This window comes from Agrobacterium sp. 16-2014-1-2a, assembly GCF_053522705.1.
Genome location: NZ_JBNWBX010000001.1, coordinates 1053061 through 1078345 on the forward strand (window position 1 = coordinate 1053061; position 25285 = coordinate 1078345).

Here is a 25285-nt window from a genome sequence, read left to right on the forward strand (position 1 = left end):
TCGGGTTTCGCTGGCATCAGTTCAGAAGCCACCTGATGATTCTTTGCCCGATTTCATGGATTTGTTTGGTCCATGCCGAGATCGACGCCGTGACGGGCTCAATGGCCACCCTGAAGCGCTTCCAAATGGTGGTGCGTCCACGTACACATTGGGAAGTAATCAGTTCCTCCACGTAAACCGGCGACTCCTGAGTTGCGATACTAGTCGCTGAAGAATACTCCCGCATGGGGCGTCCCTCGGCCTTCACAGAGGCTTCCTGCTGAGGCGGCACAGTTTCAAAAAGAAGTGCTGACATCCGGACGCCACGGATTTTTATCATGATCTTTGAAAGCAGTCTGTCGCCATTTACGATCTGTTGTCGCGTATCAGCGGTTTCCGCGCGATTGCTGCGCTTCCGGGCGTCATCGATCATAGACCCGGCCTTTTCCTTCACAGGCACCTTGGAAGCTCTCCATTGCCGAAATGAGCCACCGGTCCTCACGAAATGAAAACGGCTTTGTGTGAGCTTCCATCCGGCTCGTAGCGCGTTGTCCGGCCACTTCACCATGATGTCGTTTCGGAAGACGCCCCAAAGCATATAGGTTGCCACAGCACCAGCGTTACGGATTGCCCGATCCGGGAAATCCGTCTTACTGAACTTTATCCGCAATCGTAGCTTGACGGCTTCCCTATGTTCTGGGGGAACCTTAGCGACGAAATGCGCGTGCAAATCGAAGCGTCCTGAAAACTCGTCATAACGTGGATGGATGGCCAGCAGAAGCATTTCGAACTTCCCGCTCTTTCGAAGCTCACTGAATTCGATATTTATCTTTTCGTTGAAGCTTTTCAGTGATGCATCCAGGTCTTCAGGATCGGCCTTGGCCCCCGTCAGCCCCACGCCCCAGTAAACACAATCCTTGAGCCCATATCGCTTTGCAAAGGCCTCGAAATCGGCGACCATTGGCCGATCCTTGCGAATGGCATTTGGCTCGAAAAAGCGGCTACCGCGCAGAGGCTTTCCCCAGTCAAGGATTTCCCCACCGCCGCCATCCAGTAAGACGACGTAACGCTCAGCGTCTGATTGAAAGGGATTTATTCCTAGAGAGACGAGACGTCTGGCTACTGCCATCGCGTTGACAAATGGAGATTGCGCGGCGGTCATGGAGCCGACTTTCTAGCTTTGGTCGGCGGTGCCAGATGTTTTTCAACTCGCTCGATCAGACGAATTGGAAACCGCGAAAGGTGAGCGGTCGGTTGAGGCAACTGAGCCAAGGCCCCCGCCATGAGGCGCAGTCTGGCGGCATCAGAATAGCGTCCTTCATTGGTGTCGGCGTTGGTATGCCCGAGAATATCCTTCCTGATTTCCGCAGCCACGCCCACCTGCTTCATTTCGTTATTGCACCAATGCCGAAGGGAATGCAGCACTTTGCCATCCTCTTTCGCAGATGGAATGGCCGCTACCCGCATATCTTGCCAAGCTTCATCGAAAACGTCCCCCATCGGCGTGGACGGTGCTGCCGCTCTGAGTTCCGGGAATAGCAGAACATGCCCAATGTCCGTGAGCGCGGCGACGTATTCCAGGAAACCTAATCGGATCAACTCAGGGTGAATCGGAATGCGGCGTTTAGAATCTGCATTTTTCAAGCCGCGAACAAAATTCGGCTCGATGCGGATAGCCGGAACTTCAGCATCCGCCTCCACTTCGGAAACCAGCAATCCGCAATATTCCTCTCTACGCGGGCCGTGATACAGGGCCAGCATCGGAACCCAGTAGCTCGCGTCATGGAATGTCAATTCTCCAGGCGACAACCTGCTGTCCTCGCCGTCACATCCATTCCAGATGGGCAGGTTAAAAAGCAGCCGAAGTTCGTCGGTCGAAAAGCGAGCCCGATCACCTCGCCCGCTGCCTTTCTTCTTCGACCGCAAACCGGAAACGCCCTCAAAATTCCCGAACGGGAAACCAGCATGTTTGCAAATGTCGGCAATGTTGCCCATCTGCGTCATGTGCCGGTTCAACGTTCCCTGTGTCAAACCAACTTGCTCCGGCGGCATATCCTTAGCGCGTGCCAAAATGTCGATAAGGGGGATAACGTGGTCTCTCGGAGACTTGCCGTAATTTTTGGGCATCTCGGACAGCGTCACCTTGAAGTCCGAGATATGGGACTGCCGCATCTTCGCGGGGTTATCATGTCCGACAAAACGCACGAATAGCTTTGCCAGCGCGACGTGCTGCTTTGCCGTTTTCTCTGTCCAATCGTCAGATTTTATATTTTGACTGGCTGCCCTTTCTACGATCTCGACCAAGCGTCTCGTGGGTTCATCCAGATCGTCGTCATCCTCTTCGATTTCATCTTCGACATCGAAATCATCTTCTTCCTGCTGTAATTCCGGTACTTGGCTCGCAGGTAAAGGTGCGGATGCAGGACGCAGATGTGCGGGCGGCGCAATGGTGCCTGCATCAGCAACAAGCGCAGCCTGAAGGAGCGCGTCATCGTCTGGCCGGATGCCAGTCCATCGCCTGCGAGTATCCAACAATGCAGCAGATACACCTCGAAGGTAGAGTTGCTGAGCCTGCTGAAAGTTGACTTTCGTATCAGGAATTCCGCGCTCGTCTAACAGGTCCGAGATGCGTCTTGACGGCGGCGGATAAATACCTTGTAGTCGATAGGAATCCAGGTGTTGCTTGACTGTGTCGATCACCGTTTGATCAAGACCGGCAGCCTTCATCTCGCGTTCTTCATGTTCCCCGATTCTTGCCGCGTCACCATGCGCTGCAAAAATTCGATTTGTCCACCCAGCCACTACATCGGCCAACCGAGACGCTTCGACATCATCTCCATAAGCAACATCGGCTGCTGCAATAGCGTCCAATTTGGCACTATGCCTTTTGGCTACCGTGAGGAGTATCTGTTTTGCGTCTTCAGGGTTGATCATCTCGCGCCGAATGTCCCGAATGAGATACTCGCTAACAAGCGTCACTTCCGCAGCGAGCAGTTTCGCCAGCTCGACGCTTTTTGTGCGCAGGCTGATTTCGACCAGCACCAAAGCACGCGAACATATTCCATTCGGTAAACGGCGACGCCACCAGTAGATTGCACCACGCTTGAAAACATTCTGAGCAACTGCCATGCGAAAACCCTGTTTTTGAGGGTAAGCAGGCGCTCAAGGACTTTTCGTGTCAGACAATGGAATATGACATTCCTATATGACAATCGCGAATTTTAGATTCCCAGCTGTACTGGACGCCTTGAAATCCGGGGCCTTAACGAAAAAACAGAAGAACTTGGCTGGGGCGCCAGGAACAACTTCCAACTTTCAGACGCCCTCTGTTTTTCCTTAGTTTATTGTATTTATTGACATATTTTTAGAAAAGTTGTAACACACGACTGTAACACAGGGACTATCCGGGTGGAGCAGTTATGGCACGATTAAGTTATCTTCTCAGACGTGGCGCAAGCTACTACGCACGTATCCGCGTGCCTAATGATCTTGTCGAGATCGTGGGTAAGAACGAGATTGTGAAAGCTCTTGGCACCAAAGACGAGCAGACCGCCAAGCGCGCATTGTGGCCGGTCGTGGAAGCATGGAACCGTCAGTTTGATGACCTCCGCTCACGCCGCGATATCACTGCTGATGATAAAGCCGTCGCGACTTGGCAGCACTACGAGGCTACTTTGCAGCGCGACGACCAGCGCCGGAACGCTCTGCCGACCAGCGCCGACATCGAAGCGGAAAAAGCGAAAATCATGGAGCGTGCCAAAGCTGGCGAAATCAGCAATATCGATCCGCTGACGATATTCGATGCTACCCTTGATCTTGAGGTTCTTAAAAACGCTCGGCAGTTTGAGGAACAGACACGGCGGACGAAGTTGGACGCCCTTCAAAAGCATCTAGCAGACGGCGAAACAGCCCTCGTTGCCGCCCATGTTGACGCCTACGCCGAAGACAACCGGTTGCTAATGGATGCCAAAGACCCGGATTGGAAGGACACGGCGCAGCGTATGATCCGCGCCGAAATTGAGGGGTTGAAACGCACCCTTGAGCGCGACAAAGGTGACTATGGTGGTGTGCCTTCAGACCCTATAGTGACGCCCGCAACAAATACAGCACGGCAAGCAGCAGCCCCCGGTGAATCCATCATGGAGCTTTTTGAGCTATATGCCGCTGAAAATCCCAAGCAGATAACCGCCGATACGCTTGCACAAGCCCGCCGCGACATCGGAAATTTCCTTGAACATGTCGGTAGCACTTGCCCCGCCCATCGAATTGACAAGAAGGCCGTCCGGGAGTGGAAGGCACTTTTGATGAAATATCCGGTCAAGGCAACCGAAACCAAAGCCTTTGCGGGAATGAAGTTGGCGCAGATCGTAAAGCACAACGAAACCGTCAAGAAGCCGGTCCTGACATCACGCACCGTAAATCGATACCTTGCTGGTCTAGGCGCGTTCTGCAACTGGCTAGTCAACAACGGCTATCTTGATGTTAATCCGGTTGATGGCATGTCGCTTGCGAAGGACAAGAAGAAGAAAGTCTTCCCCTTCACGACCGAGCAGATGAATACCCTTTTCGCCTCTCCCCTGTTCACTGGTTGCCAGAGCGATGAAGCACCCCGCTTTTGGAGCAAGCCCGGTAACATCCTCATTCGGGATCATCGTTATTGGGTTCCGCTTGTCATGCTGTATTCAGGTGCACGCCCGGCAGAAATCGCGCAGCTTCTCGTTTCTGACGTGCGCCAAGATCACGGCCATTGGATTATGGAGATCACCGAAACCGATGACGGAGAGGAAACCGGCAAGAGCGTGAAGAATGTCGGTTCCCGTCGCGTCGTGCCGATCCACAGTGAGCTTGTCCGCCTTGGCTTCATTAAATACCACGCCAGCATGAAGAACGCCGGTCAAACCCGCCTCTTTCCCAAAGCTGAACGCAATGAGCGCGGCCAGATGATCGCGGATTTCAGCCGGGAATTTGGGCGATACCTGACAAGGATCGGTCTTAAGATCGGGCGGGGTATCTCGCTATACAGTTTCCGACATGGAGCTTTCGACGCGATGCGACGTGCCGGATATCTTGATGAGCAGTTCGGTTACATCTTCGGCCATCAGACAGGCAACAAAGTCACAAGGGGTTACGGCGTCCTTCCTCAAGGTATCTTGGAGCAGCGCGTGGAACTCATCGAAGCGATTTCATACGCCGACCTCGACCTGTCTGCGATTTCGCCAAAGTAATCATCAATAAATTTGATATTTTCTGCAAATATCATCATTTTTATTGGCCTTAAGGATTCACATCCAACTCTCGCCGTGAGATAATATTCCTAAGTTAAATAGGAATGTTATCCAGATGGGTTTTTGGAGCGAAGTCAAAAACAGGTTCGGTATGGGGGAGCGCAAAGCTTATCTCCTGTCCGATCCTGCTGTTTCAGAAATCTTCGGCGTTCGCACTACTTCCAGCGGTGTGAGTGTCGGCGGCTTGTCTGCCCTCAACACTCCGGCTGTTCTTCAGGCCGTCCGGTTGATCTCGGAAACAATTGGTTCGCTGCCGGTGAAGCTCTACAGGGAGCATGCAGAAGCCAAGCAAATCGCCAGCAAGCACACCGCCCACAAGATCGTCCACAAGCGGGCGAACGAATGGACGGGCGCAGGTGCAATTCGCACGCAGCTTACATCCGACGCCCTGATTTATGGCAACGGCTTTGCCCGTGTCGTGCGCTACCCGGATGGACGCCCGTTTGAGATTATCCGTCTTCTACCCGGCACCGTCTCTGTCATGGAAGACGCCCTTGGCGCTGCCCCGCCATTTTATCGTGTTTCCGAGAACGGCGGCTCCCGCGAATATTCGCACACCGAAATCCTCCATATTCCTTCTTTCCTCAATCGCTCCCCGATCTCGTTTGGCCGTGAAGCCATCGGTCTTGCGTCTGTGCTGGAAAAGCACGGCGCAACATTCTTCACGTCCGGCGCACGTCCGAACGCCATCATTTCTAATGAGAAAGCGCAGGGCGGGGACGCTGGCGCAACCGCCATTTCCAATATGCGAAAGAGCTTCCGGGAGTGGATGCGCAGTGCATCCGGCGACCCGCTCATTCTCGACGGCGGCTGGAAATACGACGCCCCGGCGCTCACCTCGACAGACAGCCAGTATGTCGAAAACCGGCTCGAACAGATCAATGAAATCGCTCGTATCTTCGGCGTTCCACCGCACCTGCTTTTCCAGCTTGAACGTGCGACGTGGAGCAACGCCGAACAGATGGGTGCAAGCTTCCTTCAGCTTTGCCTCCGGCCTTGGCTCGACAAGTGGCAGGAAGCCCTCGCGACTGTCCTTCTGACCGAGATCGAACAGAACGATCACTGGTTCGAATTTGTTGTCGATGACCTCATGCGCGCCGATATGGCATCGCGCACGGCCAATATTACGGCGCTCGTCACCAATCGCGTCATGTCACCCAACGAAGCCCGCGCAATCCTCAATATGCCACCGCTGCCCGGTGGTGACGAATTGATCAATCCCCATACCATTTCCGGCGCAACGCCTGTTGCTACCCCTGAAAAGGAACCCGCCAAATGACGGAACACCGCGCCTTCTTTGGCGACGGCGAGAAAGCCTTTGCCTTCCCGACCCGCGACCTGATCATTGAACTTGAAACGAAAACCGGCCACGGCGTCGGCGCGCTATTCCGCCGTTTCCGCGATACCAGCTACAGCTTTACAGATGTTTCGGAGATCATCCGGCTTGGCTTGATCGGCGGCGGTATGGCCCCCGACGAAGCGAACCGGCTCGTGTCGGTCTATGTCATCGGTAGGCCGCTGGCAGAAGTTTTTGCCGTTGCAGACGGCGTTATCACCAGCCTGTTCTTCGGCGTTGAAGCCGTCAATGACGCAATTTCGCAGGTGGCAGAATGACAGCCATCGCCAGCACCACCGAAACAGGCAATCTCGAAATCAAGGCCGAAGTCTCGATTGACGACACCGGCACCGTCACCGGCATCGCATGGCCTTTCGGCCAGCCCGACAGCTATGGCGATCTCATTGAGCCTTCCGCCTTCAGCTTTGCCCCACGTGTCCCAATGATCGTGGAGCATGAGCAGAAAAGTGTCGTCGGCGTCTGGGAAACTCATTCTGTCACCGAAAGGGGACTTGAGGTCAAAGGCCGTCTTTTTGTTGAGGGTATCGAACCGGCCCGGCAGGCCCGGCTTGCCCTTCAGCGTGGCAGCATGTCCGGCCTGTCGATTGGATACCGCCTTCACGAAGCGAAAGCACGCCCGGAAGGTGGCCGTGTCCTGACAGCCCTCACCATCAATGAAATCTCGCTGTGCAAACAACCAGTTCATCCGTTTGCGCGAGTCACCGAGACAAAGTCTCACCCCCTCAACGTTGAACAGGAAAACCCCAAAATGGAAAATGCAGAGCAGAACAAGCCGGTGGCGAATGCCGACCCGGTTGTGAGCGCCGAAGAAATCAAGGCGCTCAAGGATGATATCGCGACGATGCAGGCCAAGCTTAACCGCCGTCCTGCCGCCGACAACAACAATCACCCCAAGGCTTCGAATGACAACGGCAACGAGGTCAAAGCCTTCTCGGATTTCGTTCGCACGGGCGATGCCTCCGAAGTGAAGGCGCTCGCTTATGGCGGTTCCTCCACGGGCGGTATTCTCGCACCGGAAGCCGTCGCCACGACCATTCTCGAAAAGGTGGCCGAATACTCCCCGGTTCGCGGCCTTGCCCAGACCATTGCCATGTCCGGCCCGCTGCTTCAGCTTCCGCGCCTTGTCGATGAAGTCACGCCGGCACCCCGCGCCGAAACCGCAACCGCTACCGAAGACGAGCCTTCGTTCGAACAGATCGATCTGAAGCCGTTCGAAATGGCCGTCACGGTTCCGGTCACTCGTATTCTGCTTGAAGACGCGCAGATCGATCTTGCCGCTTTCCTGTCCAATCACATCGCCCGCCGGTTCGGCCAGATCGAAGCATCGTGGTTCGTCAATGGTAACGGCACGACGCAGGCAGAAGGGGTTCTCGGCTCGGGTGACGTGGAGGAAGTGGAAATCGCTACCAGCGGCGGCTTCAATGCCGAAGCCCTGATCGACCTCTATTACCACATCAAGACGAGCTATTCCGTCAACGGTTCGTGGCTGATGAACCGCAAGACCATGAGCGTTGTTCGCAAGCTCAAGGATAGCGACGGAACCTATATCTGGCAGCCCGGTATCACCGCAGGTCAGCCTTCGCTGCTTTTGGGCCGTCCGGTTTATGAAGCCGTGGACGCGCCGGACATCGCAGCCGGTAAAACCCCGATTATCTTCGGTGATTTCGCCAGCGGCTACGCCATCGCTGATCGTGTCGGTTTCGACATCATCCGCGACGACATTACCGGCGCTGGTAACGGCGTGGTCAAGCTGCATGCACGCCGCCGTGTCGGTGGCCGCGTGATCATGGGCGAAGCTCTCGCCAAGCTCAAGATCACGGCCTAAGCCATGAGAAAGCAGCGCGCATCTTTCGAACAGGTGGAAATCAGTCATGGCGGTATCGCCGTGACCCTTCGCCCTTCGTTGCGCGCTGCCACCATCCTTGAAGAACGTTTCGGCCTTCCGGCGCTTCATGCTGCCTTGGAAGACCTGAATTACACAGTTATTTGCGAGATCATTCGGGCCTCCGAAATAAGCAGCGGCACCCCGAATGCAGCGGCCTTCCTGACTGCCGTGCAGCGAAGGCCGCTTCTCCCTTTCTTTCTTGCTGTTCGTGCGCCGTTGTTCGAACTTGTGTCCATGCTGACGCCAGCACCGGAAAAGCGTGTGCAACCGTTGCACACGACCGGCAAGCAGGTGACATGGGCTGAAGTGTTCGCGGCCCTCTATGACCGTGCGACCGGCTGGCTTGGCTGGACGCCCGAACAGGCATGGAACGCTACACCTACCGAAATCGACCGGGCTTACAGAGCGCACCTTGAGAAGCTGAAAGCTATTCACGGCGGCGGTTCCGACGACGAGAAGGAACCGGACCCGGAACAGGCAGAGCGCAATGTTGCTGCTGGCCTTGATCCTGAATTTGACCGGGCCGGACTTCAGGCGCTCAAATCTTCCGGGAGGCGCAAATGAGCAAGCCCCCACGGATTTGTGCATGTGGTGCCATCGTTCCCCACTGCCAGCTTTGCCAGTGCCAGGAGGAGGCCAAGCGCGAACGCAACGCCCGCCATGACGCCCGCCGTCCTTCAGCAGCCCTTCGCGGCTATAACCATGAGTGGCGCAAAGCCCGTGGTGAATATCTGCTTGCAAACCCATCTTGCCGGATGTGCGGAAACCTTGCCACGGTTGTCGATCACGTCATTCCCCATCGCGGCGACAAGCGACTCTTCTGGTTTCGCGGTAACTGGCAATCCCTTTGCACGCCTTGCCATAGCTCCACCAAACAGCGGCAGGAGCGCGCACTATGACGCCCGAAACCATCCTCGAACATGACGGCATCCAGCAGCCTATTGTCGAATGGGCGCTCGATTACGGCATCACCCCAGCCATCATCATCGCGCGCCTTGAGCGTGGCATTTCCATCGCAGACGCAATCACCACCCCCATGAAGACGGGCTTTCGTGGCCAGCGCTTGCCGGTCTTCAAGAATAATCAGATCGCCACCAAACCTAAGCCCATTGGAAAAACGCACACTGCCAATGGTGAAACCAAAACGACAGCCGAATGGGCCGCTTGCATCGGCGTGTCAAAAACGACGCTCACCAAATGGCTCAGCGAACGGACAATGGAGGAAGCTATTGCCTACGGCGAGAAGACCAAAAGCTCCCGGCCTAACGCGCTCCACACCCATAACGGCCAGAGCAAGACGCTTACAGAGTGGGCTGCTGACATAGGTATCCAAACCAACGCGCTCTACAATCGCCTCAGGACTATGACGCTCGAAGAAGCACTCGCGGCGTCATTTCCAAAGGGTCGCGTCGCCAAGCTTTATACCATCAATGGTGAGAGCAAGACCTTTGCTGAATGGTGCGCTGCTCATGGCAGGGTCAAATCCACCGTCGCCAATCTCATGAAGCGCCGTGGCCTCACACTCGAAGAAGCCCTCATCGCACGCAAGCCCATCAATGACCCTCCGGGGGTGTCTGACGATTTCCCCGCCTGTTTAGGAACCGGCGCGAGGAGCGCTCTGGAAAACAAACCTAAAATAGCTTTTCAGAAGGAAGCAGCGGAATGATCGTTTCACCTGATCTCGCAAAGCAATATCTGCGCATTGATCACAGCGAGGAAGACGCTTTGATCATGCTTCTCATCGAAGCGGCGTGTGAGTATGTCGCGAACTACATCGGCAGATCGCTTGATGACCTCGACCCGTTTCCGTCTGATCTGAAAGTCGCAATCCTGAAGCTGGTCGCGTTTCATTATGAAATGCGCGGCCTCGCGACGTTCGGGATTTCCAGCCAGATAGCGCCGCAGACCATCACCCAGACGCTCGATAGCTATCGCTTGGAGTGGTTCCACGATGGCGAATGACGGGCTGGACGATCTCATGAAAGCATTTGACCGGATGAAAAAAGCCCCGCGTGATGCCGTGCTTAAAGCGCTGGCGACATCCGCAGAGTCAATCGCATCCACGCAACGCGCCCTTGCACCGGAAGATACAGGCGCGCTGAAGGACTCCATCACCGTCACGTTGCCCGGCCAGTCCACCCCGCCATATAGCCAGCCCGGCGGCAACCGTGTCGCCGGTCCATCCGAAGTCATCATCACAGTGGGCGACAGCGATACCCGCTACCCGCATCTGGTCGAATACGGGACCAGCAAAACCGACGCACAGCCGTTCTTTTGGCCGGGCTTCCGGCTTCAGCGCAAGCGCGCACAGCAACGTATCGACCGGGCAGGCCGAAAGGCGATCCGGGACGCATGGAAAGGCACGACCAGCCAATGAGCATCGAACCCGTTCTCACCCTTCAAATAGCCATCCGCAACCGGCTGATCAACAAACCGGAAGTTACCGCCCTTGTGCCGCCGACCCATATCCGGGCGGGCAGCACGCGCCCGGACAAGACACCGTGCGTTGTGATCGCAGACGGCAACACCGAATTGCATGGCAACGACTATCGTGCCCAGACTGCCGCTTGGGTGTATCTCGATCTGCATGTTTGGACGCTCGACGCCGGGCAGGACGCTGCCAAAGAGATCGCCGCCGCCGTCAATGATGCCCTTTCCAAATACAATCTGTCTGCCGAAATGGAGAGCGCAGGAGCCTATTGCGATCATTTCAAGGTCGCGACGATCCGGCACCCACGCGACCCCGATCCTCAATACGGCCATTCCATCTTGTCGGTCGAAGCTCTGATCCGGTGGCTCAAATGATCAACGCCGGGAAAATGGATCGGCGCATCACCATCGAACGCCAGACCGAAACCGTCAAACCTTCCGGCGACGTGGTGAAGGCGTGGGCAATCGTCGCCGTTGTATGGGCAGAGATCATCCAGCAGTCGGCTACGGAATTTTTCACGGGCTTTGGTGAAGCGGAAACCGGCAGCATCATTTTCCGTATCCGCTATATGCCGGGTATCACCACGGCAGATCGTGTTTCCTATAACGGCAACGGATACAGCCTGAAGGAAATCAAGGAAATCGGTCGTTACGAAGCCCTTGAGCTTCGCGGTGAGGTGCTGAAATGAGCGTCCACAATCGCGGCGTCAAACCGGCTATCCAGCGCGACGGCACTGCAATTACTAAAATGCCAGCGCCGCCGAAACGCCTGTCACCGCACGCGAAAGCCGAATGGCGGCGCGTGTTCCCGGTGCTGATCAAACGTGGTGTTGTCACGACCGGCGATCTCGCCGGTATCGAAAGCTATTGCACGGCAGTCGGCTTCGTCGCCCAGATCACAGAACAGATGGCCGGTTTGGCCGTTCCCGACATGAAGCTTGGCGGTTTGCAAATCCGTTACATGCAGACGGCCCGCCAGCTTGCCGCCGAATATGGTTTGATGCCCGCCAGCCGTTCGCGCATCGGTGATGCTGGCCTCGCCGACGATGACGACGACAACCCCTTGGCGGTGGTGTAATGGCAAGCACCTACCCGGATTGGGTTTTCGATAACAGTCCTATTGAAGACCCGTTCGGTTACGGGGAGCGCGCCGTGCGCTTCCTTCGCATGCTTCGCCATCCGTCCAGCAGCGCGCCCAAACGCACCTTTACTTTGACCCGCTGGCAGGAACGCATCGTTCGGCGCATCTATGGCCCACGCACGCCAGACGGCCACATGATCGTGAAATCGGTTTTGCTTCTCATGCCACGCGGCAACCGCAAGACCACGCTTGCCGCCGCCCTTGCGCTGCTTCACACCATCGGGCCTGAAGCCGTTGCAGGTGGACAGGCCATCTTCGCGGCAAAGGACAGCGATCAAGCGAAGATCGCCTTCAATGAAGCTGCTGGCATCATCCGGGAGGATAAGCGGCTTGTTCGTGCCACGAAGATTTACGGCAGCAAGACCGGCAAGCGTCTGATCAATTGCGACCTGAAAAAGAGCGGCCTTGAAGTGCTGTCTTCAGACGGCGGCAAGGCGCACGGCCTTTCCCCGACCTTCATTCTTGCCGACGAATTGCACGTTTGGAAGAACCGCGAACTCTGGGAAGCATTGAAAAGCTCCCGCGTGAAGAAGCGCCCGTTGACGATCATCGCCAGCACTGCGGGCGCTGGTAACGAGAACCTGCTTTATGATGAGTATGTAAACGCCTGCAAAATCGCGACAGGCGAGAAATTTAATCCGTCATATCTGCCTATCCTGTTCATGGCCGACCCGGACGATGCATGGGATGACCCGGCAACGTGGCATAAGGCAAACCCCGGCCTTGCTGATGGTTTCGTGTCTATCAAAGAATTTGAGAACCTTGTCACTGACGCCAGAGACAGGCCGCAAGAGCGCTATTCGTTTTTGCAATACAATCTGAATATCTGGCAGGGCGCTTCCCGCGAACCGTTGTTCGATATGGGCATCTATGATGATGGCCACGACCCGAACTTCGATCTGGCCGAACTCGAAACCCTGCCTTGCTACATCGGCGTGGACATGTCGGTTAATGGCGACCTGACAGCAATTGTTGCTGCTTGGAAGCACGGCGACGGGCGTATCTTCACGCACCCGTGGTTCTTCGTTCCCGGTGATGACCTGAAAGCCAGAGCCGTCAAAGACGCCGTGCCTTACGAGCAATGGAAGGCTGACGGCCACGTCATCACGATTGACGGCCCGGTGATCGAACCGGAAGCCATTGAACAGCATATTCGCGACCTTTGCGCCACCTATGACGTGCGCGAAATCGCCTTCGATCCGTATCTTGCCCGCAAGACCATGCAGCGCCTTCACGATGACGGCTTGCCAGCTATCGAAATGCGACAGGCACCGCTCACCATGGGACCGGCGATTGGCGACCTTGAGCGCACCGTCAACGGGCGCATGATCCGTCACAGCGGCCATCCGGTTCTTCGCCATCATTTCGATAGCGTTGTCGCCAGCCGTGGCGATACCGGCCTTGTGCGCATGCACAAAGACAAACGCACAGATCGCATTGACGGCGCTGTTGCCGCCGCCATGGCGGTGTCCCGTGCCATCCAGAGCAATAACACCCGGTCAATCTATGACCTTCCCGAAGATGATTTTGACCGGCTCATGCAGGCCGCAGCATAGGAGTTTTGAAAATGGCAGATGAAGGCCAGCAGTTGCTTGTCACCCTTGCGGCAAGATTCGATAAATACGAGCGGGATATGGAGCGCCAGAAACAGCGCTCCCGAACCGGCTTCAAACAGATGCAATCCGACGCCGAAAAGGCCGGTTCCGGTATCGAGAAAGCCATGGGTAACGCCATGAAGACCGTTGGCGCTTTCGGCAAAGGGCTGGCCGGTGGCATCATCGGCGGGCTTGCCATCGGTGGACTTGACGCCATCATCGGGCGCGTTGCTGATATCACGAAAGGCATTGCGAGCATCGGCAGTGAGGCGAAGCGTGCCGGTTTGTCCAATCGCGCTTTCCAAGAACTTGCCTATGTCGCGGAACAGGCGCGCATTCCCGTTGATGCACTGACGGACGGCATGAAGGAGCTTTCGCTCCGGGCAGATGAATTTATCTATACCGGCAAGGGGTCTGCTGCCGAAGCGTTCCAGCGGTTGGGCTTCAGCGCCAGCGACCTCAAGGAAAAACTCAAAGACCCTTCCGCCCTGCTTGTCGAAATCATCGGGCGATTGCAGCAACTCGACAGGGCGGCGCAAATCCGCATCGCTGACGAACTGTTCGGCGGAACCGGGGGTGAGCGCTTCGTGGAGCTTCTGTCCCGTGGCGCTGACGGCATCCGGGAAACCATCGCGGAAGCACACAAGCTTGGCGCGGTGATGAGCGATGAAATGATCGCCCGTGCCGATGAACTGGACCGAAAGTTCAACAAAATCGGCACCACCGTTTCGACCTTCACCAAACAGGCCGTTGTCGGCCTTGTCGGTGCGATGGATGATTTTCTCGATAGATGGAACAGGGTCGAAGAACAGACAAGCCGCAATGTGCAACGCGGCCTGACCGCCGTTTACGATGATCTTCAGGAAGCGAAAGCTGTTCTGGCCGATCTCCAGTCACAGGCATTGCTTTATCCCGACGACCCGATCACTGGTCAGAATATTGACCGGCAGAAACAGAAGATCGAAGAACTCACCACGGAAGCCATGCGCCTTCGGGACGTGCTGGACCGGCGCAACGGCTACAGCGAAAACTTTATCTATCGCGCCGGGCAGGAAGCGGCGGGCGCAAAGCCGCCGATCACCGATCTGAACAATGCCATGAGCGGCACAGACAGCGCCGCCGCGAAGGCAACGGCCAACATCAAATCCTTTGCCGATGCTATCCGGGCGTTGAAGGGCGAAGTGCCCGAATTGGCGAAGGAACTGCAAAACCTCGACGCGAAAGCTAGGGTTGAGGCTGTCTATCAGGCGGCACTTTCCAAAGCGCAGGGCGGGCGCGAAGTGGCGCTTGCAAATGAAATGCGTGGCCGGGCGCTGTCGTCGCTCAACATTAAGAGCGCAACCGATGATCCGGCCACCTACCTGTCTTCCGTTCTGGCATCTGGCAAGGGTGCATCGCATATCACCGGAATGCAGGCGGATTTTCAAAAGCGCCTTGCCACCATGATTGCCAGCATGCCGAAGGAATTGCAGGGCAGCGTCACGGTAAACTCCGGTTTCCGTTCGGTGGAGCGCCAGCAACAGCTTTGGCTTGAAGCCCTGAAGAAATATGGCTCCCCTGAAGCTGCCCGAAAATGGGTTGCGCCTCCCGGCAACAGCCAGCACAATCGGGGAAATGCCGCCGATCTTGGCTATGGTTCCGATGCTTCCCGGCAATGGGTGCATGCGAACGCCAATCAATTCGGCCTGAATTTCCCGATGGGTCACGAGCCGTGGCACATCGAAGACGCCAGCGCCCGATCCAAGGAAACCGCCGCCGAAATCGACCGGCTTACGCAGGCAGCTACGCGCCAGAGTGATGCATACGGTCAGATCACGCAGGGCGCACGGGAATACACGCAAGCGCAGGGGACCGAACAGCAAGCGCTCCGCATGACTGAGCAGGCGGCGCAGGCGCTCCGGTATGAGCAGCAAATGCTTGCCGAAGTGCAGCGGGCAGGCATCGCCCTGTCGCCACAGCAACGGTCAGAAATCGCACTGCTTGCGCAGGGAATGGCGCAAGCCGAAGCCGCAACAGGGCGTCTTCGCGAAAAACAGGATGGGCTGGCGGAGGCTGGCCTGTATTTCGGTTCAACCATTACTGATGCGCTCTCTGGCCTTATCAGCGGGACAGCGACATGGGAGCAGACTTTGCAATCGGTCCTCCAAAGTTTGATCAAAGTCGCGCTTCAAGCCGCGCTTCTCGGCACCGGCCCGCTTGCCAGTCTATTTGGGGGCGGTGGCGGTTCGTCTGGAAGTGGTTTCGGTGGTATTCTCGGCGGCCTATTCAGCGCTTTCTTCGGTTTTGAAAGCGGTGGCTACACGGGCGACGGTGGCAAGAGCGAACCGGCTGGCGTGGTGCATCGTGGCGAATACGTCATGAGCAAACGGGCAGTGGAGCGGCTTGGCGTCCAAAATCTCGACCGGATGCACCGTGGTGCGCTGAAGGGCTTTGAGGCCGGTGGTTATGTTACAGATGCCCCGACGCTCTCAGCGGGCTTCTCTGGCAGTGTGAGCGCAAATCAATCGCAGGTGATCACGATCAATTCGCCCGTCACAGTCAACGGTAGCTCTGGCACGCCAGAACAGAACCAAGACCTTGCAAAGAGAATGGCTAAGGAGATGGAAGCATCTATGCGCGGTGTCGTCGCGGATGAAATGATGAAGCAGACCCGGCCCGGAAATTTCGCAAACAGCAGGAGCCGCTGACGACACGGCCAAAATAAAAGGGGAAGCGGCTCATCGGCGGCTTCCCCTTGTAGCGTAGCTGCCGTCGCTTGCAGCGCTATGAATATATGATTTCCATTCATTTAAATCAACAATTTCATTGATTTATTCTAGTTTTCTCCGAGCGATTCCTTGAATGATTCTCCGGCCAATGCTATATTAATGCATCTAACGCATTCAATGCACGAAACAGGAGTTATCGCATTGGCTACCGCAGCAATCCGTCTTCCCGAAGAGCGTGCCGAACAGGCTCGACAACTCGCCGCCCATAAGGGTGTCACGGTTGCCGATCTCGTCGGCGGCCTTATCACCGATGAAATCAAGCGCCTTGGACTCGGCCATCAGATCGGCCTTGGCGATATCGACATCGCCAATCTTGAAGATGGCACCATCCACCTTGATTACGGCGCTGGCGTGCATATCTGGACCCCGGAACAGACGCTCGACATCGCGCAGGCCATCGAAAACGCGCTTGCCCGGAAGGGCAGCACGCTGGACGTGGATGCTGAAATCGAGGTGGCGCGTGTCGGTGTCTCGGTCCGGCTGAAGAATCTCAACACCGGACATGAGCGCACGTTCGCGTCGTCTGTTGCCCGCGAATTGGTGGCGCTCTTGCGCCACCACGCCCAAAACTAAACCAGCCTGCCGTCGCTCGTATCAACATTTGAGGCTCGTCGCCCATGTCTAACGCTCCCCGATATTCCGGCCAGTCACCGCTGCTTCGTCGCCTCGTCAATGACGTTCCGGCTGACGAGCAGGCGCGCAAAATTGCGACAAAAAGCGAGACGGCTGACAACGCTAAAACCCTTACGGCGCAAGGACTGGAAGCAGTTCAACACGGCACTAGGCTAGTAGCACCCCAACACCCCGCTCATTCCACTCAAGAACCCCCCGCAGAAACAGAAACACCTGCCTCCGCTTCCACCCTTCAAGCTCCTAAGCAATGGCGTTACCTGTCTGAAGGGCAGAAGCTGCTTCAGGCCCATATCGCTGCCGAAAATGCTGGCGCGCTTGCTTTCTCGATCAATTTTAGCGAGCGGCTTCAAGCTACCCTCAAAGCTTCCGGCGATCCTACTCGGCTCATTTCCGGTTACATCGGCAGGGAGCTTCGCAAAGCGCTAGGCCATTCGCTTCCCCATCTTTTCGTCCTCGAAGTCTCCCGGACAGGAAAGGTTCACGCGCATGGCGTCGTCGTGGTTGGCGACGATCTGGACGAAGAACGCATTCTCACCATCGACAAAGCCCTTGGCCGGGCAGGTGGCAAGCTGAAAGCGGCAAGGATTGTCCGGCAGACGCAAAGCTACCTCGACCATCTTCATGACGGCGAGGGGTGGGCAAAGTATCTTTCGAAAGCGCGTGTCGCGACGAGCCGCCATCTTGGAACGGATAAAATTAGCTTCATTTCCACTGATCTTCTCCGGTTGGCAAAAGGCTGAGCCGTATCGCCACGCAGAGACTCACTGACGGGCTTTGTCGTGTTGGTGAGTGGTAGACGGCCCAAATCGACAAACGCTCCCGGTGGACTCCTATGAGTCAAATTTGCCCGTTAACCGGGAAAAGCAGGACTCTAAATTATTCGGCAGACTCTTGTGTTTCCCAGTGGCGCAACATCTGCAAAACTATTGCGATCAGCATATAGAAACCAATAATGAAGAGCGTTATTGGGTTAGCATCGTGGGCCGAGCCGATGAAACCGGCGAGCATCGAAGCTTCAACAGGTTTGCCCGGATCGGGCACAACTTCCGCAGTAAACATGGGAGCGATGGGGGCTAAAACAAGCGACACTGTAAACATCACGGTCGCAGTTCCGGTAGCTGTATCCATGAAAAAGCTAGGCACCTTGCCCCTGCTCATTCCGGGAATTTTCCACTTTTTTACAAAAAAGTGCGCCCCCCAAATGAGGACCTGCACCAATATAATTGCTATTATTGCTGATGCAGTGAATGGATCGATATCTTTTACCATTTCTACGGCACATTAGACGATTATGTGTGACGCCTTAAGCGCAAGCACTATTGCGCCGGCGCTCACTCCGCTGAACGCAACCAATTCAGCAGAAGCACCGGGGAAAAAGAAATCCATGCTCAAAACGGTGACAGCCGCACCGGCAAAAACCAAGCGGGCGATCTTCAAATAACGAACCATTCTATTTACCTGCGAATGAGATTGTTGCGGTTTTTTTGTCATAGCAAACCAATCCTGTAAGTTTCAAGCAAAAACATCATACACTGAGTAGTTGCTTATCTATGTTAAAAAACTGGAAAGCGCCACGCAAAGTATTCAGTCGAATGTGAAAAAACCATCTGAGTGTGCATTTCGTTCCCGATACCGTGCCGCGCCGCCGAACTCGCCCGGTGAGTTAGAAAAGTTTTGCGTATAATAACATCACTAAACGAAATAAATCTGGCCATGTAGCTATGATACCGTATGCGTAGATTGGTATTATCAACATGGCGGTGCAGGCATAGGCTGTGTTTAAAATAGCGCAGATGACTCTTGCTTCTCTCTTCACCCACGTTGGACGATATCGAACACCGGCCCGGTTTCTTCTCCTATAGATGTAGCGCTTATAAAAAGCTTCATATTGCCTCGGCCATCCGACGCCATAGAGTCTTAGACCGACCGTGAGCATCGAAACACCGTAAACCAACGCAAGGCCGCAGAATGCACCATTGAGAAGAAATTGCTCTTTAAGGTCGATGCTGATGCCAGCTAAAGCGATCTTCCTATCAGCAGAGTCAACAATGCTCAGGAGTGCGGCCACCAACGAGAACAGCAGCGCCTTCTGCCCCTCCTTTTCAAATTCTGCCTCAAGTGAGGAAGATAAGGGCGCGTTTCGTTTCAATCGATACAAGACATCACTCCGGGGCTGACAACAACAACCGTCAGCTATCTTTCTTTTGCTGCATGAGGCGACAAGCTAATTCAGTGTTATGCCACCGTGTTGCAAATGTCTCAGAAACTTCAAACCAGCTTCCATCATTACCAACGCCGTGGTTCGCCCCCATGCATGAGCATTGGCATTCGTGACCGGACGCATTCATGCAGGCAGGCGCGCACTTCTCTTGCTCTCGATATGGCTGCACTACGTAGATTTTTCCAAACCGATGAAGTGACTGGTTGACGAATTCGTTGAACCAGCTCTTGGGAATTTCCCAATACTTTTGCGTTGCGTTCCATTTTGGACGAACGCCACCCATCGCGGCCAACCACGCTTTGTTATCCCCGCGAAACGGCAACTTCGCTAGCAACGGCTCCCCCTTCTGACCACTACGCCATGCGACTGGAATTTTATTCTGTTGCCATACGGCGATCAATTCAGCCGAGTCCCGCATCATTGCCATTCTCGTATCGCTCCGATTGCTGTCTGCTTATAGCGCGGTTTCTCGCTTACGCTTTTCAAGCCACCACGCAGCAACCAATGCCGGGGAAAGCAAGAGAACTTCCATTATCCAATTGAAAATATTGAACGGGCTATACGTTTCCTGCATCCTATTCACGCCACCCCAAAATCCGTCATGCATAAACATGCCAGCAATGGCGACGAGGTTCACTAGGATGACGACGCCTACCCATATGCGGACAAACCAGTGAAGCGCTTTGTCCATGCTCACTCCTCCGATCCTTCGATTCTCTTTTCATCGGCCTTTCCGAAAGCATACCCCAATATGCCAGCAAGAACTGCGCATACCTCTCCGGTAAAGGCATTATTCAGGGCTAAAAGCGCAATTATGGGCAAGGACGTAGCGATTGTTGTGTATCGGATAAACTGCCACCCGATGCCTTTGCTCTGCCCGTTTGGCTTCTCCCGATTCTTGAGCGCCTTACTGATGACAATAGGAACCGACAGGGCAAGAATAATTGAAATAATTGCAGTGCTTATACGTAATGCGTCATCAACCGACATTGAATACCCCCCTACCCGTCCATCATAGGTTGCATCGAGTCGTAGAGATTCGCAATAGCACGTGAATCGAGTGGTAAATTCCCCACGTGTATCATCCACGAAGTTGTAACACTTAGTGTTTCCTAATATTTTCTAAACTATTGATTTAATTTAATAAATAGTCAGTGGCTGGGGCGCCAGGATTCGAACCTGGGAATGCCGGTACCAAAAACCGGTGCCTTACCGCTTGGCGACGCCCCAACAGGGCAGCTTGGGCGAAACGCCGCTGCCTGAACCGGGCCTGATTAGCAAAGCCTGCCCGACGCGGCAATGACCTGACGGCTTATTTTTTCACAAAATCCAAGCTTTTTGGATGCCGTGCCTGACATGGCATGTTAGGGCTTGGCGATTGCGCGGCTGAGGCTGCGGCTCTGCGTGGCATGGCATATTTCAGGAGGTCTTGATGGCGGACCCGGCATTCGATCTCGATTTCAGGCCGGCCTATGGCGAGGCGGTTCCCGTTGCCCCGCTCATCCAGCGCATCACCGTCAACAATCCTTCCGCGTTTACCTTCCATGGCACCAACTCCTATATCGTCGGCGACCGGTCCGTTGCCGTCATCGATCCCGGCCCGGAGGATGAGGCGCATTTTCAGGCGCTGATGGCGGCGCTTGATGGCCGCGAGGTTACCCATATCTTCGTCAGCCACACACATCGCGATCACTCGCCGCTTGCGCAGCGGCTGCGGCAGGCGACCGGCGCTATCACGGTTGCGGAAGGCCCGCACCGCGCCGCCCGGCCACTGCATGTGGGTGAGACCAATCCCTTTGCCGAAAGTTCCGATACGGCTTTCGTGCCGGATGTGGCACTTGGCGACGGGCAGAGCCTTTCCGGCGACGGCTGGGCGCTGACGGCGCTGCACACGCCGGGGCACACCGCCAACCACGCCGCTTTCGCACTTGATGGCAGCGGCATCGTCTTTTCCGCCGATCACGTCATGGCCTGGGCCACCACCATCGTCGCACCGCCTGATGGGTCGATGAGCGATTACATGGCCTCGCTGGAGCGCCTGCTCGCCCGCGACGACCGGCTGTTCCTGCCCGGCCATGGCGGCCCGGTCAACGATCCCGCAGCCTTCATGCGCGGGCTTCGCGCCCACCGCCGCATGCGGGAACGGGCGGTTTTGAAGCGCATCCGGGAAGGCGACCGGCGGATCGCCGATATGGTGAAGGTGATCTATGCCAGCACCGACAAACGCCTGCACGGGGCTGCAGCACTTTCCGTACTGGCGCATATCGAAGACCTGATTGAAAAGGGCGAGGTCCGGACCGAGGGTGCGCCTTCGTTGCTGGGGGAATATTTTCCGGCGTGAGGCAGGCGTCTGGGCGCAACGCTCATATCGGCGTCATCATATCCGGTCCAAACATTTCAACCACCATCGCATTTCCCCGTCGTTCCGGCCTTGAGTGGGCTGGGTACCGGCTCGACGCCGGAATGACGAGGAAGGAAACTAAGCCTTAATTGTCGTTCAGGCCCTGCATTTCCGCATCCAGCGCATCGAGATAGGCTTCTGCGATTGCTGCACCCATGCCGAGATCGTGCGGGCCGTAACGGGAGGCAACGCGCACATCGACGATCGTGGTTTCCGCCTCCTCTTTCAGGCGGATGAGGATGTCGAAACGCAGGCCCCAGATGCGCGTGCGCTTTTCGCCCTGCATCAGCACCACGCCGCTGCCGTTAAAGAAGGTGGGCTGCGGTGCCTCGACCGGCCGTGCCATGGGAACCGGCACGATGGAGGGCAGGTCCTCTACCGGCGCTTCCTCGGTCGGCTGAGACTTGTCCTGTTCGGGAACGCCGACGGAGGGCGGCTCCACCGTGCCGATGACGCCTTTGGTATGGGTGATGCGGATGCTCTGGGCGGCGGCCATTTTTTTGGCGGCGGTGTAGATGCGGTCTATCGCACCTTCATAACGGCGTCCGGCAAGGCTCGCATAGGCCACCGCCTGCGCGTCCCGGTCCGCTTTTGCAACAGTGGCCGGTCTTGCCAGCCATTGCTGATTGGCAACGGGCGGCACCAGCCATTCCGGCGCATCGGCAAGATCGGTGGAGATGTCGTAAATCTTTGGCTGCTGCCAGTACAGAAATGCGCCGTAACCGACGACGCCGAGCGGCAGCGCCGACAACAGCAGCGCGGCAAGCGCAGAAAGGCCGCCGCGCGCACCCGTGGTCCATAGCCGTTCAAGACCAACCAACGCCAGAAGCATCGCCACCAGAGCGATTCCAGCGGCTATCATCAGCAGGCCGACGAGATCGGGCGTCGTCAACGGTCCGAAACGGTGGATGCCAGCGGCGACAAGAAAAAGCGCCAGCGCCGCCATACCGAGATAGCGGGAAAGATAGGCTGCAACTGAAAAAGGCCGGACGAAACGCACAGTCATGGAAGCGGATATCCGTTAGATCGCATTGGCGTAAAAGCGTTGCACCCGAAATCTGGCAAGGGAATCACCTGCATATGATGTCATAGACCGGATTTGCGGTTAGGAAAACAAGGACGGGTCTGATCTGCGGGTAAAGTGCGTAAACCCGCCTTTGTCGCGCCGGACTTGATCCGGCATCCAACCACGGTGCGTCTGCAGGCTGAAAGAAGCCTCCCACGATCAAGGACTTGATCGCAATGGACCCCGGATCTGGTCCGGGGTGACGGCGTGGGAAGGCAACGGCCTCAGCAAACGCAAACGCTCTTCTAGCCTCCGACATCGTTTTGAGCGCGTAAAAGGCCACGTCCACGATAGAGCGGAATATTTTTCCGCATTATCTCCCTTTAAGAGAATAATGCATCGGCAGTGCAACAAATACGCAAGCTCATCCCTTATTTGCTGAGGAAATCGGCGTATTCTTCGTCCCTTCCTTCGAGAATGCGTGTAAAAAGTGCATTATCCTCGTTTTTTTGCATAAAAAAGAGACAAGCCATGTCACAGGCAACGACGCCGGCCCGCTCATCCGGGCCAAAACCCTTTTATCGCAACTTCGGCTTTCAGGTTCTGATCGCCATGGTCATCGGCCTGCTGCTCGGGCTCGTTGCGCGCAATATCGGTCCTGATGCCGCCGGCAGCCCGAACTGGCTTTCCGTGACGTTGCAGACCATCGGCAGCATTTTCGTGCAGCTGTTGCGCGCGCTGGTGCCGCCGCTGATTTTCACGGCCATCGTCGCCTCCATCGCCAATCTCAAGAACCTCTCCAATGCGGCAAAGCTCGTCTGGCAGACGCTTCTTTGGTTCGCCATCACGGCGCTGATCGCCGTGGTCATCGGCATCGTCCTTGGCCTCGTCATTCAGCCGGGCGTGAACACCGCGATTGCCAATACGGCAGCGGCAGCACCCTCCTCCACCGGTTCCTGGCTCGACTTCCTGAAGGGTCTCGTGCCGGCCAACGTGTTCGGCCTCGAGGCCTCGACCAAGGTCAATAACGGTTCCGCCAGCACCTCGCTGAACTTCAACGTGTTGCAGCTGCTCGTGGTGTCGATTGCCTTTGGTGTCGCGGCGCTGAAAGCGGGCAAGGCGGCGGAGCCGTTCCTTGCCTTCAACCAGTCGCTGCTTGCCATCGTGCGCAAGATCCTGTGGTGGGTCATCCGCCTCACGCCCATTGGCACCATCGGCCTGCTCGGTCGCGCCGTTAACCAATATGGCTGGACGACGCTTTCGCAGCTTGGCTGGTACGCGGCGGCCGTTTATATCGGTCTGGCGCTGGTTCTCTTCGTGGTCTATCCGGCGCTGCTTCTCGCCCATGGCCTGAAGCCATCGCGCTTCTTTGCGGGCGCATGGCCGGCAATCCAACTCGCCTTCGTGTCGCGCTCCTCTATCGGCACCCTGCCCGTCACCGAAACCGTGACGGAAAAGAGCCTCGGCGTGCCACGCGAATATGCCGCCTTCGCCGTGCCGCTCGGCGCCACCACCAAGATGGACGGCTGCGCCGCCATCTATCCGGCGATTTCAGCGATCTTCATCGCCCAGTTCTTCCAGGTGCCGCTCGGCATTCAGGACTATGTGCTGATCGTGTTCGTCTCGGTGCTTGGCTCGGCCGCAACGGCGGGTCTCACGGGTGCCGTGGTGATGCTGACGCTGACGCTCTCCACGCTCGGTCTCCCGCTCGAAGGTGTTGGCCTGCTGCTCGCCATCGACCCGATCCTCGACATGGGCCGCACGGCCGTCAACGTCGCCGGTCAGGCGCTGGTGCCCACCATCGTCGCCAAACGTGAAGGCATTCTGGACGAGGCAGTCTACAACAACGCCAAGGACATCGAGGCGCTCGATGACCACGACGCGGTTCCTGCCTGAACAAAGAACGACTGAAAGTGGTGCCGCCGGGGTGGTACCTTCATATCTCCATGATGGGCGTCGCCATCACTTTAGCGACGCCCACATTGACAATAATCTCAAAAATATTGAAGTATAAATTTGCGAATCATCAATTTTAACTGCAATTATCCTAATATAATTATGGAAAACAAAATTGCACCGAGAAAAAATATGAAAAAATCGCCTATAATTCTCCTGAGTATTTTCTCCTTCATTGCATTCCCTAATTTGACCGCAGCAGCGGGAACAACTGTTGATTCCGTATCCTATTCGTGCGCCAACAACGAAGTCCTACGTGTAGTTTACGTCAACGGCGCCGATGGAAAAAGCTTCGCGATCCTGCAGCAGATGGAAGAAATGATACCTATGGCGGAAACAATATCGGCGTCCGGAGCGGTTTATAACGCAATAGACCCGAACTATAGCTACACTTTGCGCACGAAAGGCAGCAACGCCTCGCTTGAAGATAGCAGGGGCACGATACTGGACGGCTGCTCAGAGTAATAATGCAAAACAAGAACGGGTGGCGGCCGCGGACATCCCTGGCGTGAAAAGAAGATTGCGGCATCAGGCAATAGACGATGCAACTTTCCAGTCTTCACCCGCTTTTCCCGATCATGAAACAGGCGTATCAATCGCGGCAATAAAAGTGCCGCTCGGCTGTCAT

The 25285-nt window shown here is 56.1% G+C and carries 28 protein-coding genes and 1 tRNA gene; 19 read left to right on the top strand and 10 right to left on the bottom strand.

The features are described 5' to 3' along the window. Window positions 1-16 precede the first annotated feature (16 nt). Both ACQZ45_RS05325 and ACQZ45_RS05330 read right to left on the bottom strand, forming a co-directional pair. Window positions 17-1141 (bottom strand): hypothetical protein, encoded by a 1125-nt coding sequence (locus ACQZ45_RS05325; protein WP_448742195.1) that lies wholly within the window; start codon window positions 1139-1141, stop codon window positions 17-19. After that, entirely contained in the window at window positions 1138-3108 is a 1971-nt protein-coding gene (locus ACQZ45_RS05330) for a site-specific integrase (protein WP_162736257.1), read from the bottom strand. Before ACQZ45_RS05330 ends, ACQZ45_RS05325 begins: the two co-directional genes overlap by 4 nt. Before the next feature lie 290 nt (window positions 3109-3398). Between ACQZ45_RS05330 and ACQZ45_RS05335 the strand changes: the two genes are divergently transcribed. The 16 genes from ACQZ45_RS05335 to ACQZ45_RS05410 all read left to right on the top strand — a co-directional run bounded on the left by ACQZ45_RS05335 (window position 3399) and on the right by ACQZ45_RS05410 (window position 17813). Then, window positions 3399-5204, top strand: a complete 1806-nt coding sequence (locus ACQZ45_RS05335) for a DUF6538 domain-containing protein (RefSeq protein ID WP_448742196.1) — start codon at window positions 3399-3401, stop codon at window positions 5202-5204. 115 nt (window positions 5205-5319) lie between these two features. Then, complete coding sequence (locus tag ACQZ45_RS05340) at window positions 5320-6543, top strand: phage portal protein (RefSeq protein ID WP_448742197.1); 1224 nt, start codon at window positions 5320-5322, stop codon at window positions 6541-6543. Further along, window positions 6540-6878 (top strand): gene transfer agent family protein, encoded by a 339-nt coding sequence (locus ACQZ45_RS05345; protein ID WP_448742198.1) that lies wholly within the window; start codon window positions 6540-6542, stop codon window positions 6876-6878. Before ACQZ45_RS05340 ends, ACQZ45_RS05345 begins: the two co-directional genes overlap by 4 nt. Further along, window positions 6875-8446 (top strand): phage major capsid protein, encoded by a 1572-nt coding sequence (locus tag ACQZ45_RS05350; protein WP_448742199.1) that lies wholly within the window; start codon window positions 6875-6877, stop codon window positions 8444-8446. Before ACQZ45_RS05345 ends, ACQZ45_RS05350 begins: the two co-directional genes overlap by 4 nt. A 3-nt stretch (window positions 8447-8449) precedes the next feature. Beyond that, window positions 8450-9070: a hypothetical protein gene (locus ACQZ45_RS05355; protein ID WP_448742200.1), complete on the top strand. Its 621-nt coding sequence runs from the start codon at window positions 8450-8452 to the stop codon at window positions 9068-9070. Further along, window positions 9067-9405, top strand: a complete 339-nt coding sequence (locus tag ACQZ45_RS05360; protein ID WP_448742201.1) for an HNH endonuclease — start codon at window positions 9067-9069, stop codon at window positions 9403-9405. The genes ACQZ45_RS05355 and ACQZ45_RS05360 overlap by 4 nt, the downstream gene beginning before the upstream one ends. Beyond that, on the top strand, window positions 9402-10172 hold the full coding sequence (locus ACQZ45_RS05365) for a hypothetical protein (protein WP_448742202.1): 771 nt from the start codon (window positions 9402-9404) through the stop codon (window positions 10170-10172). Before ACQZ45_RS05360 ends, ACQZ45_RS05365 begins: the two co-directional genes overlap by 4 nt. Continuing rightward, the gene (locus ACQZ45_RS05370; RefSeq protein WP_448742203.1) at window positions 10169-10468 is read left to right on the top strand and encodes a head-tail connector protein; all 300 of its coding nucleotides are present in this window, start codon (window positions 10169-10171) and stop codon (window positions 10466-10468) included. The genes ACQZ45_RS05365 and ACQZ45_RS05370 overlap by 4 nt, the downstream gene beginning before the upstream one ends. Beyond that, entirely contained in the window at window positions 10458-10883 is a 426-nt protein-coding gene (locus tag ACQZ45_RS05375) for an HK97-gp10 family putative phage morphogenesis protein (protein ID WP_448742204.1), read from the top strand. Before ACQZ45_RS05370 ends, ACQZ45_RS05375 begins: the two co-directional genes overlap by 11 nt. Continuing rightward, window positions 10880-11311 (top strand): DUF3168 domain-containing protein, encoded by a 432-nt coding sequence (locus ACQZ45_RS05380; RefSeq protein ID WP_448742205.1) that lies wholly within the window; start codon window positions 10880-10882, stop codon window positions 11309-11311. Before ACQZ45_RS05375 ends, ACQZ45_RS05380 begins: the two co-directional genes overlap by 4 nt. Further along, on the top strand, window positions 11308-11625 hold the full coding sequence (locus ACQZ45_RS05385; RefSeq protein WP_112296129.1) for a phage head closure protein: 318 nt from the start codon (window positions 11308-11310) through the stop codon (window positions 11623-11625). The genes ACQZ45_RS05380 and ACQZ45_RS05385 overlap by 4 nt, the downstream gene beginning before the upstream one ends. Further along, window positions 11622-12014, top strand: coding sequence for a P27 family phage terminase small subunit (locus ACQZ45_RS05390; protein WP_448742206.1), 393 nt, complete (start codon window positions 11622-11624; stop codon window positions 12012-12014). Before ACQZ45_RS05385 ends, ACQZ45_RS05390 begins: the two co-directional genes overlap by 4 nt. After that, complete coding sequence (locus ACQZ45_RS05395; protein WP_448742207.1) at window positions 12014-13633, top strand: terminase large subunit; 1620 nt, start codon at window positions 12014-12016, stop codon at window positions 13631-13633. The genes ACQZ45_RS05390 and ACQZ45_RS05395 overlap by 1 nt, the downstream gene beginning before the upstream one ends. Before the next feature lie 11 nt (window positions 13634-13644). Then, window positions 13645-16359 carry a D-alanyl-D-alanine carboxypeptidase family protein gene (locus tag ACQZ45_RS05400; protein WP_448742208.1) on the top strand — a complete coding sequence of 905 codons (2715 nt, stop codon included), beginning with the start codon at window positions 13645-13647 and terminating at the stop codon, window positions 16357-16359. A 222-nt stretch (window positions 16360-16581) separates the two neighbouring features. Beyond that, the gene (locus ACQZ45_RS05405) at window positions 16582-17013 is read left to right on the top strand and encodes a hypothetical protein (RefSeq protein ID WP_367078785.1); all 432 of its coding nucleotides are present in this window, start codon (window positions 16582-16584) and stop codon (window positions 17011-17013) included. A 44-nt stretch (window positions 17014-17057) separates the two neighbouring features. Further along, window positions 17058-17813: a hypothetical protein gene (locus tag ACQZ45_RS05410; protein ID WP_448742209.1), complete on the top strand. Its 756-nt coding sequence runs from the start codon at window positions 17058-17060 to the stop codon at window positions 17811-17813. Between the two features lie 136 nt (window positions 17814-17949). Here the strand turns inward: ACQZ45_RS05410 and ACQZ45_RS05415 are convergent, their stop codons facing one another. From ACQZ45_RS05415 to ACQZ45_RS05445, 7 genes are all read right to left on the bottom strand, one after another. Then, window positions 17950-18342 (bottom strand): hypothetical protein, encoded by a 393-nt coding sequence (locus ACQZ45_RS05415; protein WP_448742210.1) that lies wholly within the window; start codon window positions 18340-18342, stop codon window positions 17950-17952. Window positions 18343-18354: 12 nt separating this feature from the next. Continuing rightward, complete coding sequence (locus ACQZ45_RS05420) at window positions 18355-18564, bottom strand: hypothetical protein (RefSeq protein ID WP_448742211.1); 210 nt, start codon at window positions 18562-18564, stop codon at window positions 18355-18357. 172 nt (window positions 18565-18736) lie between these two features. Next, on the bottom strand, window positions 18737-19231 hold the full coding sequence (locus tag ACQZ45_RS05425) for a hypothetical protein (protein ID WP_448742212.1): 495 nt from the start codon (window positions 19229-19231) through the stop codon (window positions 18737-18739). 31 nt (window positions 19232-19262) lie between these two features. Further along, the gene (locus ACQZ45_RS05430) at window positions 19263-19721 is read right to left on the bottom strand and encodes a hypothetical protein (protein ID WP_448742213.1); all 459 of its coding nucleotides are present in this window, start codon (window positions 19719-19721) and stop codon (window positions 19263-19265) included. A gap of 27 nt (window positions 19722-19748) precedes the next feature. Continuing rightward, on the bottom strand, window positions 19749-19985 hold the full coding sequence (locus ACQZ45_RS05435) for a hypothetical protein (protein ID WP_448742214.1): 237 nt from the start codon (window positions 19983-19985) through the stop codon (window positions 19749-19751). A gap of 2 nt (window positions 19986-19987) precedes the next feature. Beyond that, window positions 19988-20284, bottom strand: a complete 297-nt coding sequence (locus ACQZ45_RS05440) for a hypothetical protein (RefSeq protein WP_448742215.1) — start codon at window positions 20282-20284, stop codon at window positions 19988-19990. Window positions 20285-20449: 165 nt separating this feature from the next. Beyond that, window positions 20450-20524 (bottom strand) — tRNA-Gln (locus ACQZ45_RS05445). 202 nt (window positions 20525-20726) lie between these two features. Here ACQZ45_RS05445 and ACQZ45_RS05450 point away from each other — a divergent pair. After that, entirely contained in the window at window positions 20727-21635 is a 909-nt protein-coding gene (locus ACQZ45_RS05450) for an MBL fold metallo-hydrolase (protein ID WP_003511851.1), read from the top strand. Window positions 21636-21780: 145 nt separating this feature from the next. Here the strand turns inward: ACQZ45_RS05450 and ACQZ45_RS05455 are convergent, their stop codons facing one another. After that, a complete protein-coding gene (locus ACQZ45_RS05455) occupies window positions 21781-22701 on the bottom strand; it encodes a DUF1499 domain-containing protein (RefSeq protein WP_013635638.1) in 921 nt (306 codons plus the stop codon). Window positions 22702-23232: 531 nt separating this feature from the next. Between ACQZ45_RS05455 and ACQZ45_RS05460 the strand changes: the two genes are divergently transcribed. Beyond that, window positions 23233-24597 carry a dicarboxylate/amino acid:cation symporter gene (locus tag ACQZ45_RS05460; protein ID WP_113292260.1) on the top strand — a complete coding sequence of 455 codons (1365 nt, stop codon included), beginning with the start codon at window positions 23233-23235 and terminating at the stop codon, window positions 24595-24597. Window positions 24598-24759: 162 nt separating this feature from the next. Next, window positions 24760-25122 (top strand): MliC family protein, encoded by a 363-nt coding sequence (locus ACQZ45_RS05465; RefSeq protein ID WP_080670412.1) that lies wholly within the window; start codon window positions 24760-24762, stop codon window positions 25120-25122. Window positions 25123-25285 lie beyond the last annotated feature (163 nt).

Bases quoted from the DNA above. Each gene is read 5' to 3' on its own strand.
- ACQZ45_RS05455 (WP_013635638.1), bottom strand. From the start codon at position 22,701: ATGACTGTGCGTTTCGTCCGGCCTTTTTCAGTTGCAGCCTATCTTTCC.
- ACQZ45_RS05370 (WP_448742203.1), top strand. From the start codon at position 10,169: ATGATCGTTTCACCTGATCTCGCAAAGCAATATCTGCGCATTGATCAC.
- ACQZ45_RS05325 (WP_448742195.1), bottom strand. From the start codon at position 1,141: ATGACCGCCGCGCAATCTCCATTTGTCAACGCGATGGCAGTAGCCAGA.
- ACQZ45_RS05375 (WP_448742204.1), top strand. From the start codon at position 10,458: ATGGCGAATGACGGGCTGGACGATCTCATGAAAGCATTTGACCGGATG.
- ACQZ45_RS05335 (WP_448742196.1), top strand. From the start codon at position 3,399: ATGGCACGATTAAGTTATCTTCTCAGACGTGGCGCAAGCTACTACGCA.
- ACQZ45_RS05365 (WP_448742202.1), top strand. From the start codon at position 9,402: ATGACGCCCGAAACCATCCTCGAACATGACGGCATCCAGCAGCCTATT.
- ACQZ45_RS05355 (WP_448742200.1), top strand. From the start codon at position 8,450: ATGAGAAAGCAGCGCGCATCTTTCGAACAGGTGGAAATCAGTCATGGC.
- ACQZ45_RS05410 (WP_448742209.1), top strand. From the start codon at position 17,058: ATGTCTAACGCTCCCCGATATTCCGGCCAGTCACCGCTGCTTCGTCGC.
- ACQZ45_RS05360 (WP_448742201.1), top strand. From the start codon at position 9,067: ATGAGCAAGCCCCCACGGATTTGTGCATGTGGTGCCATCGTTCCCCAC.
- ACQZ45_RS05465 (WP_080670412.1), top strand. From the start codon at position 24,760: ATGGAAAACAAAATTGCACCGAGAAAAAATATGAAAAAATCGCCTATA.
- ACQZ45_RS05460 (WP_113292260.1), top strand. From the start codon at position 23,233: ATGTCACAGGCAACGACGCCGGCCCGCTCATCCGGGCCAAAACCCTTT.
- ACQZ45_RS05380 (WP_448742205.1), top strand. From the start codon at position 10,880: ATGAGCATCGAACCCGTTCTCACCCTTCAAATAGCCATCCGCAACCGG.
- ACQZ45_RS05385 (WP_112296129.1), top strand. From the start codon at position 11,308: ATGATCAACGCCGGGAAAATGGATCGGCGCATCACCATCGAACGCCAG.
- ACQZ45_RS05450 (WP_003511851.1), top strand. From the start codon at position 20,727: ATGGCGGACCCGGCATTCGATCTCGATTTCAGGCCGGCCTATGGCGAG.
- ACQZ45_RS05440 (WP_448742215.1), bottom strand. From the start codon at position 20,284: ATGTCGGTTGATGACGCATTACGTATAAGCACTGCAATTATTTCAATT.
- ACQZ45_RS05330 (WP_162736257.1), bottom strand. From the start codon at position 3,108: ATGGCAGTTGCTCAGAATGTTTTCAAGCGTGGTGCAATCTACTGGTGG.
- ACQZ45_RS05420 (WP_448742211.1), bottom strand. From the start codon at position 18,564: ATGACAAAAAAACCGCAACAATCTCATTCGCAGGTAAATAGAATGGTT.
- ACQZ45_RS05430 (WP_448742213.1), bottom strand. From the start codon at position 19,721: ATGGCAATGATGCGGGACTCGGCTGAATTGATCGCCGTATGGCAACAG.
- ACQZ45_RS05350 (WP_448742199.1), top strand. From the start codon at position 6,875: ATGACAGCCATCGCCAGCACCACCGAAACAGGCAATCTCGAAATCAAG.
- ACQZ45_RS05340 (WP_448742197.1), top strand. From the start codon at position 5,320: ATGGGTTTTTGGAGCGAAGTCAAAAACAGGTTCGGTATGGGGGAGCGC.
- ACQZ45_RS05435 (WP_448742214.1), bottom strand. From the start codon at position 19,985: ATGGACAAAGCGCTTCACTGGTTTGTCCGCATATGGGTAGGCGTCGTC.
- ACQZ45_RS05390 (WP_448742206.1), top strand. From the start codon at position 11,622: ATGAGCGTCCACAATCGCGGCGTCAAACCGGCTATCCAGCGCGACGGC.
- ACQZ45_RS05415 (WP_448742210.1), bottom strand. From the start codon at position 18,342: ATGGTAAAAGATATCGATCCATTCACTGCATCAGCAATAATAGCAATT.
- ACQZ45_RS05395 (WP_448742207.1), top strand. From the start codon at position 12,014: ATGGCAAGCACCTACCCGGATTGGGTTTTCGATAACAGTCCTATTGAA.
- ACQZ45_RS05400 (WP_448742208.1), top strand. From the start codon at position 13,645: ATGGCAGATGAAGGCCAGCAGTTGCTTGTCACCCTTGCGGCAAGATTC.
- ACQZ45_RS05345 (WP_448742198.1), top strand. From the start codon at position 6,540: ATGACGGAACACCGCGCCTTCTTTGGCGACGGCGAGAAAGCCTTTGCC.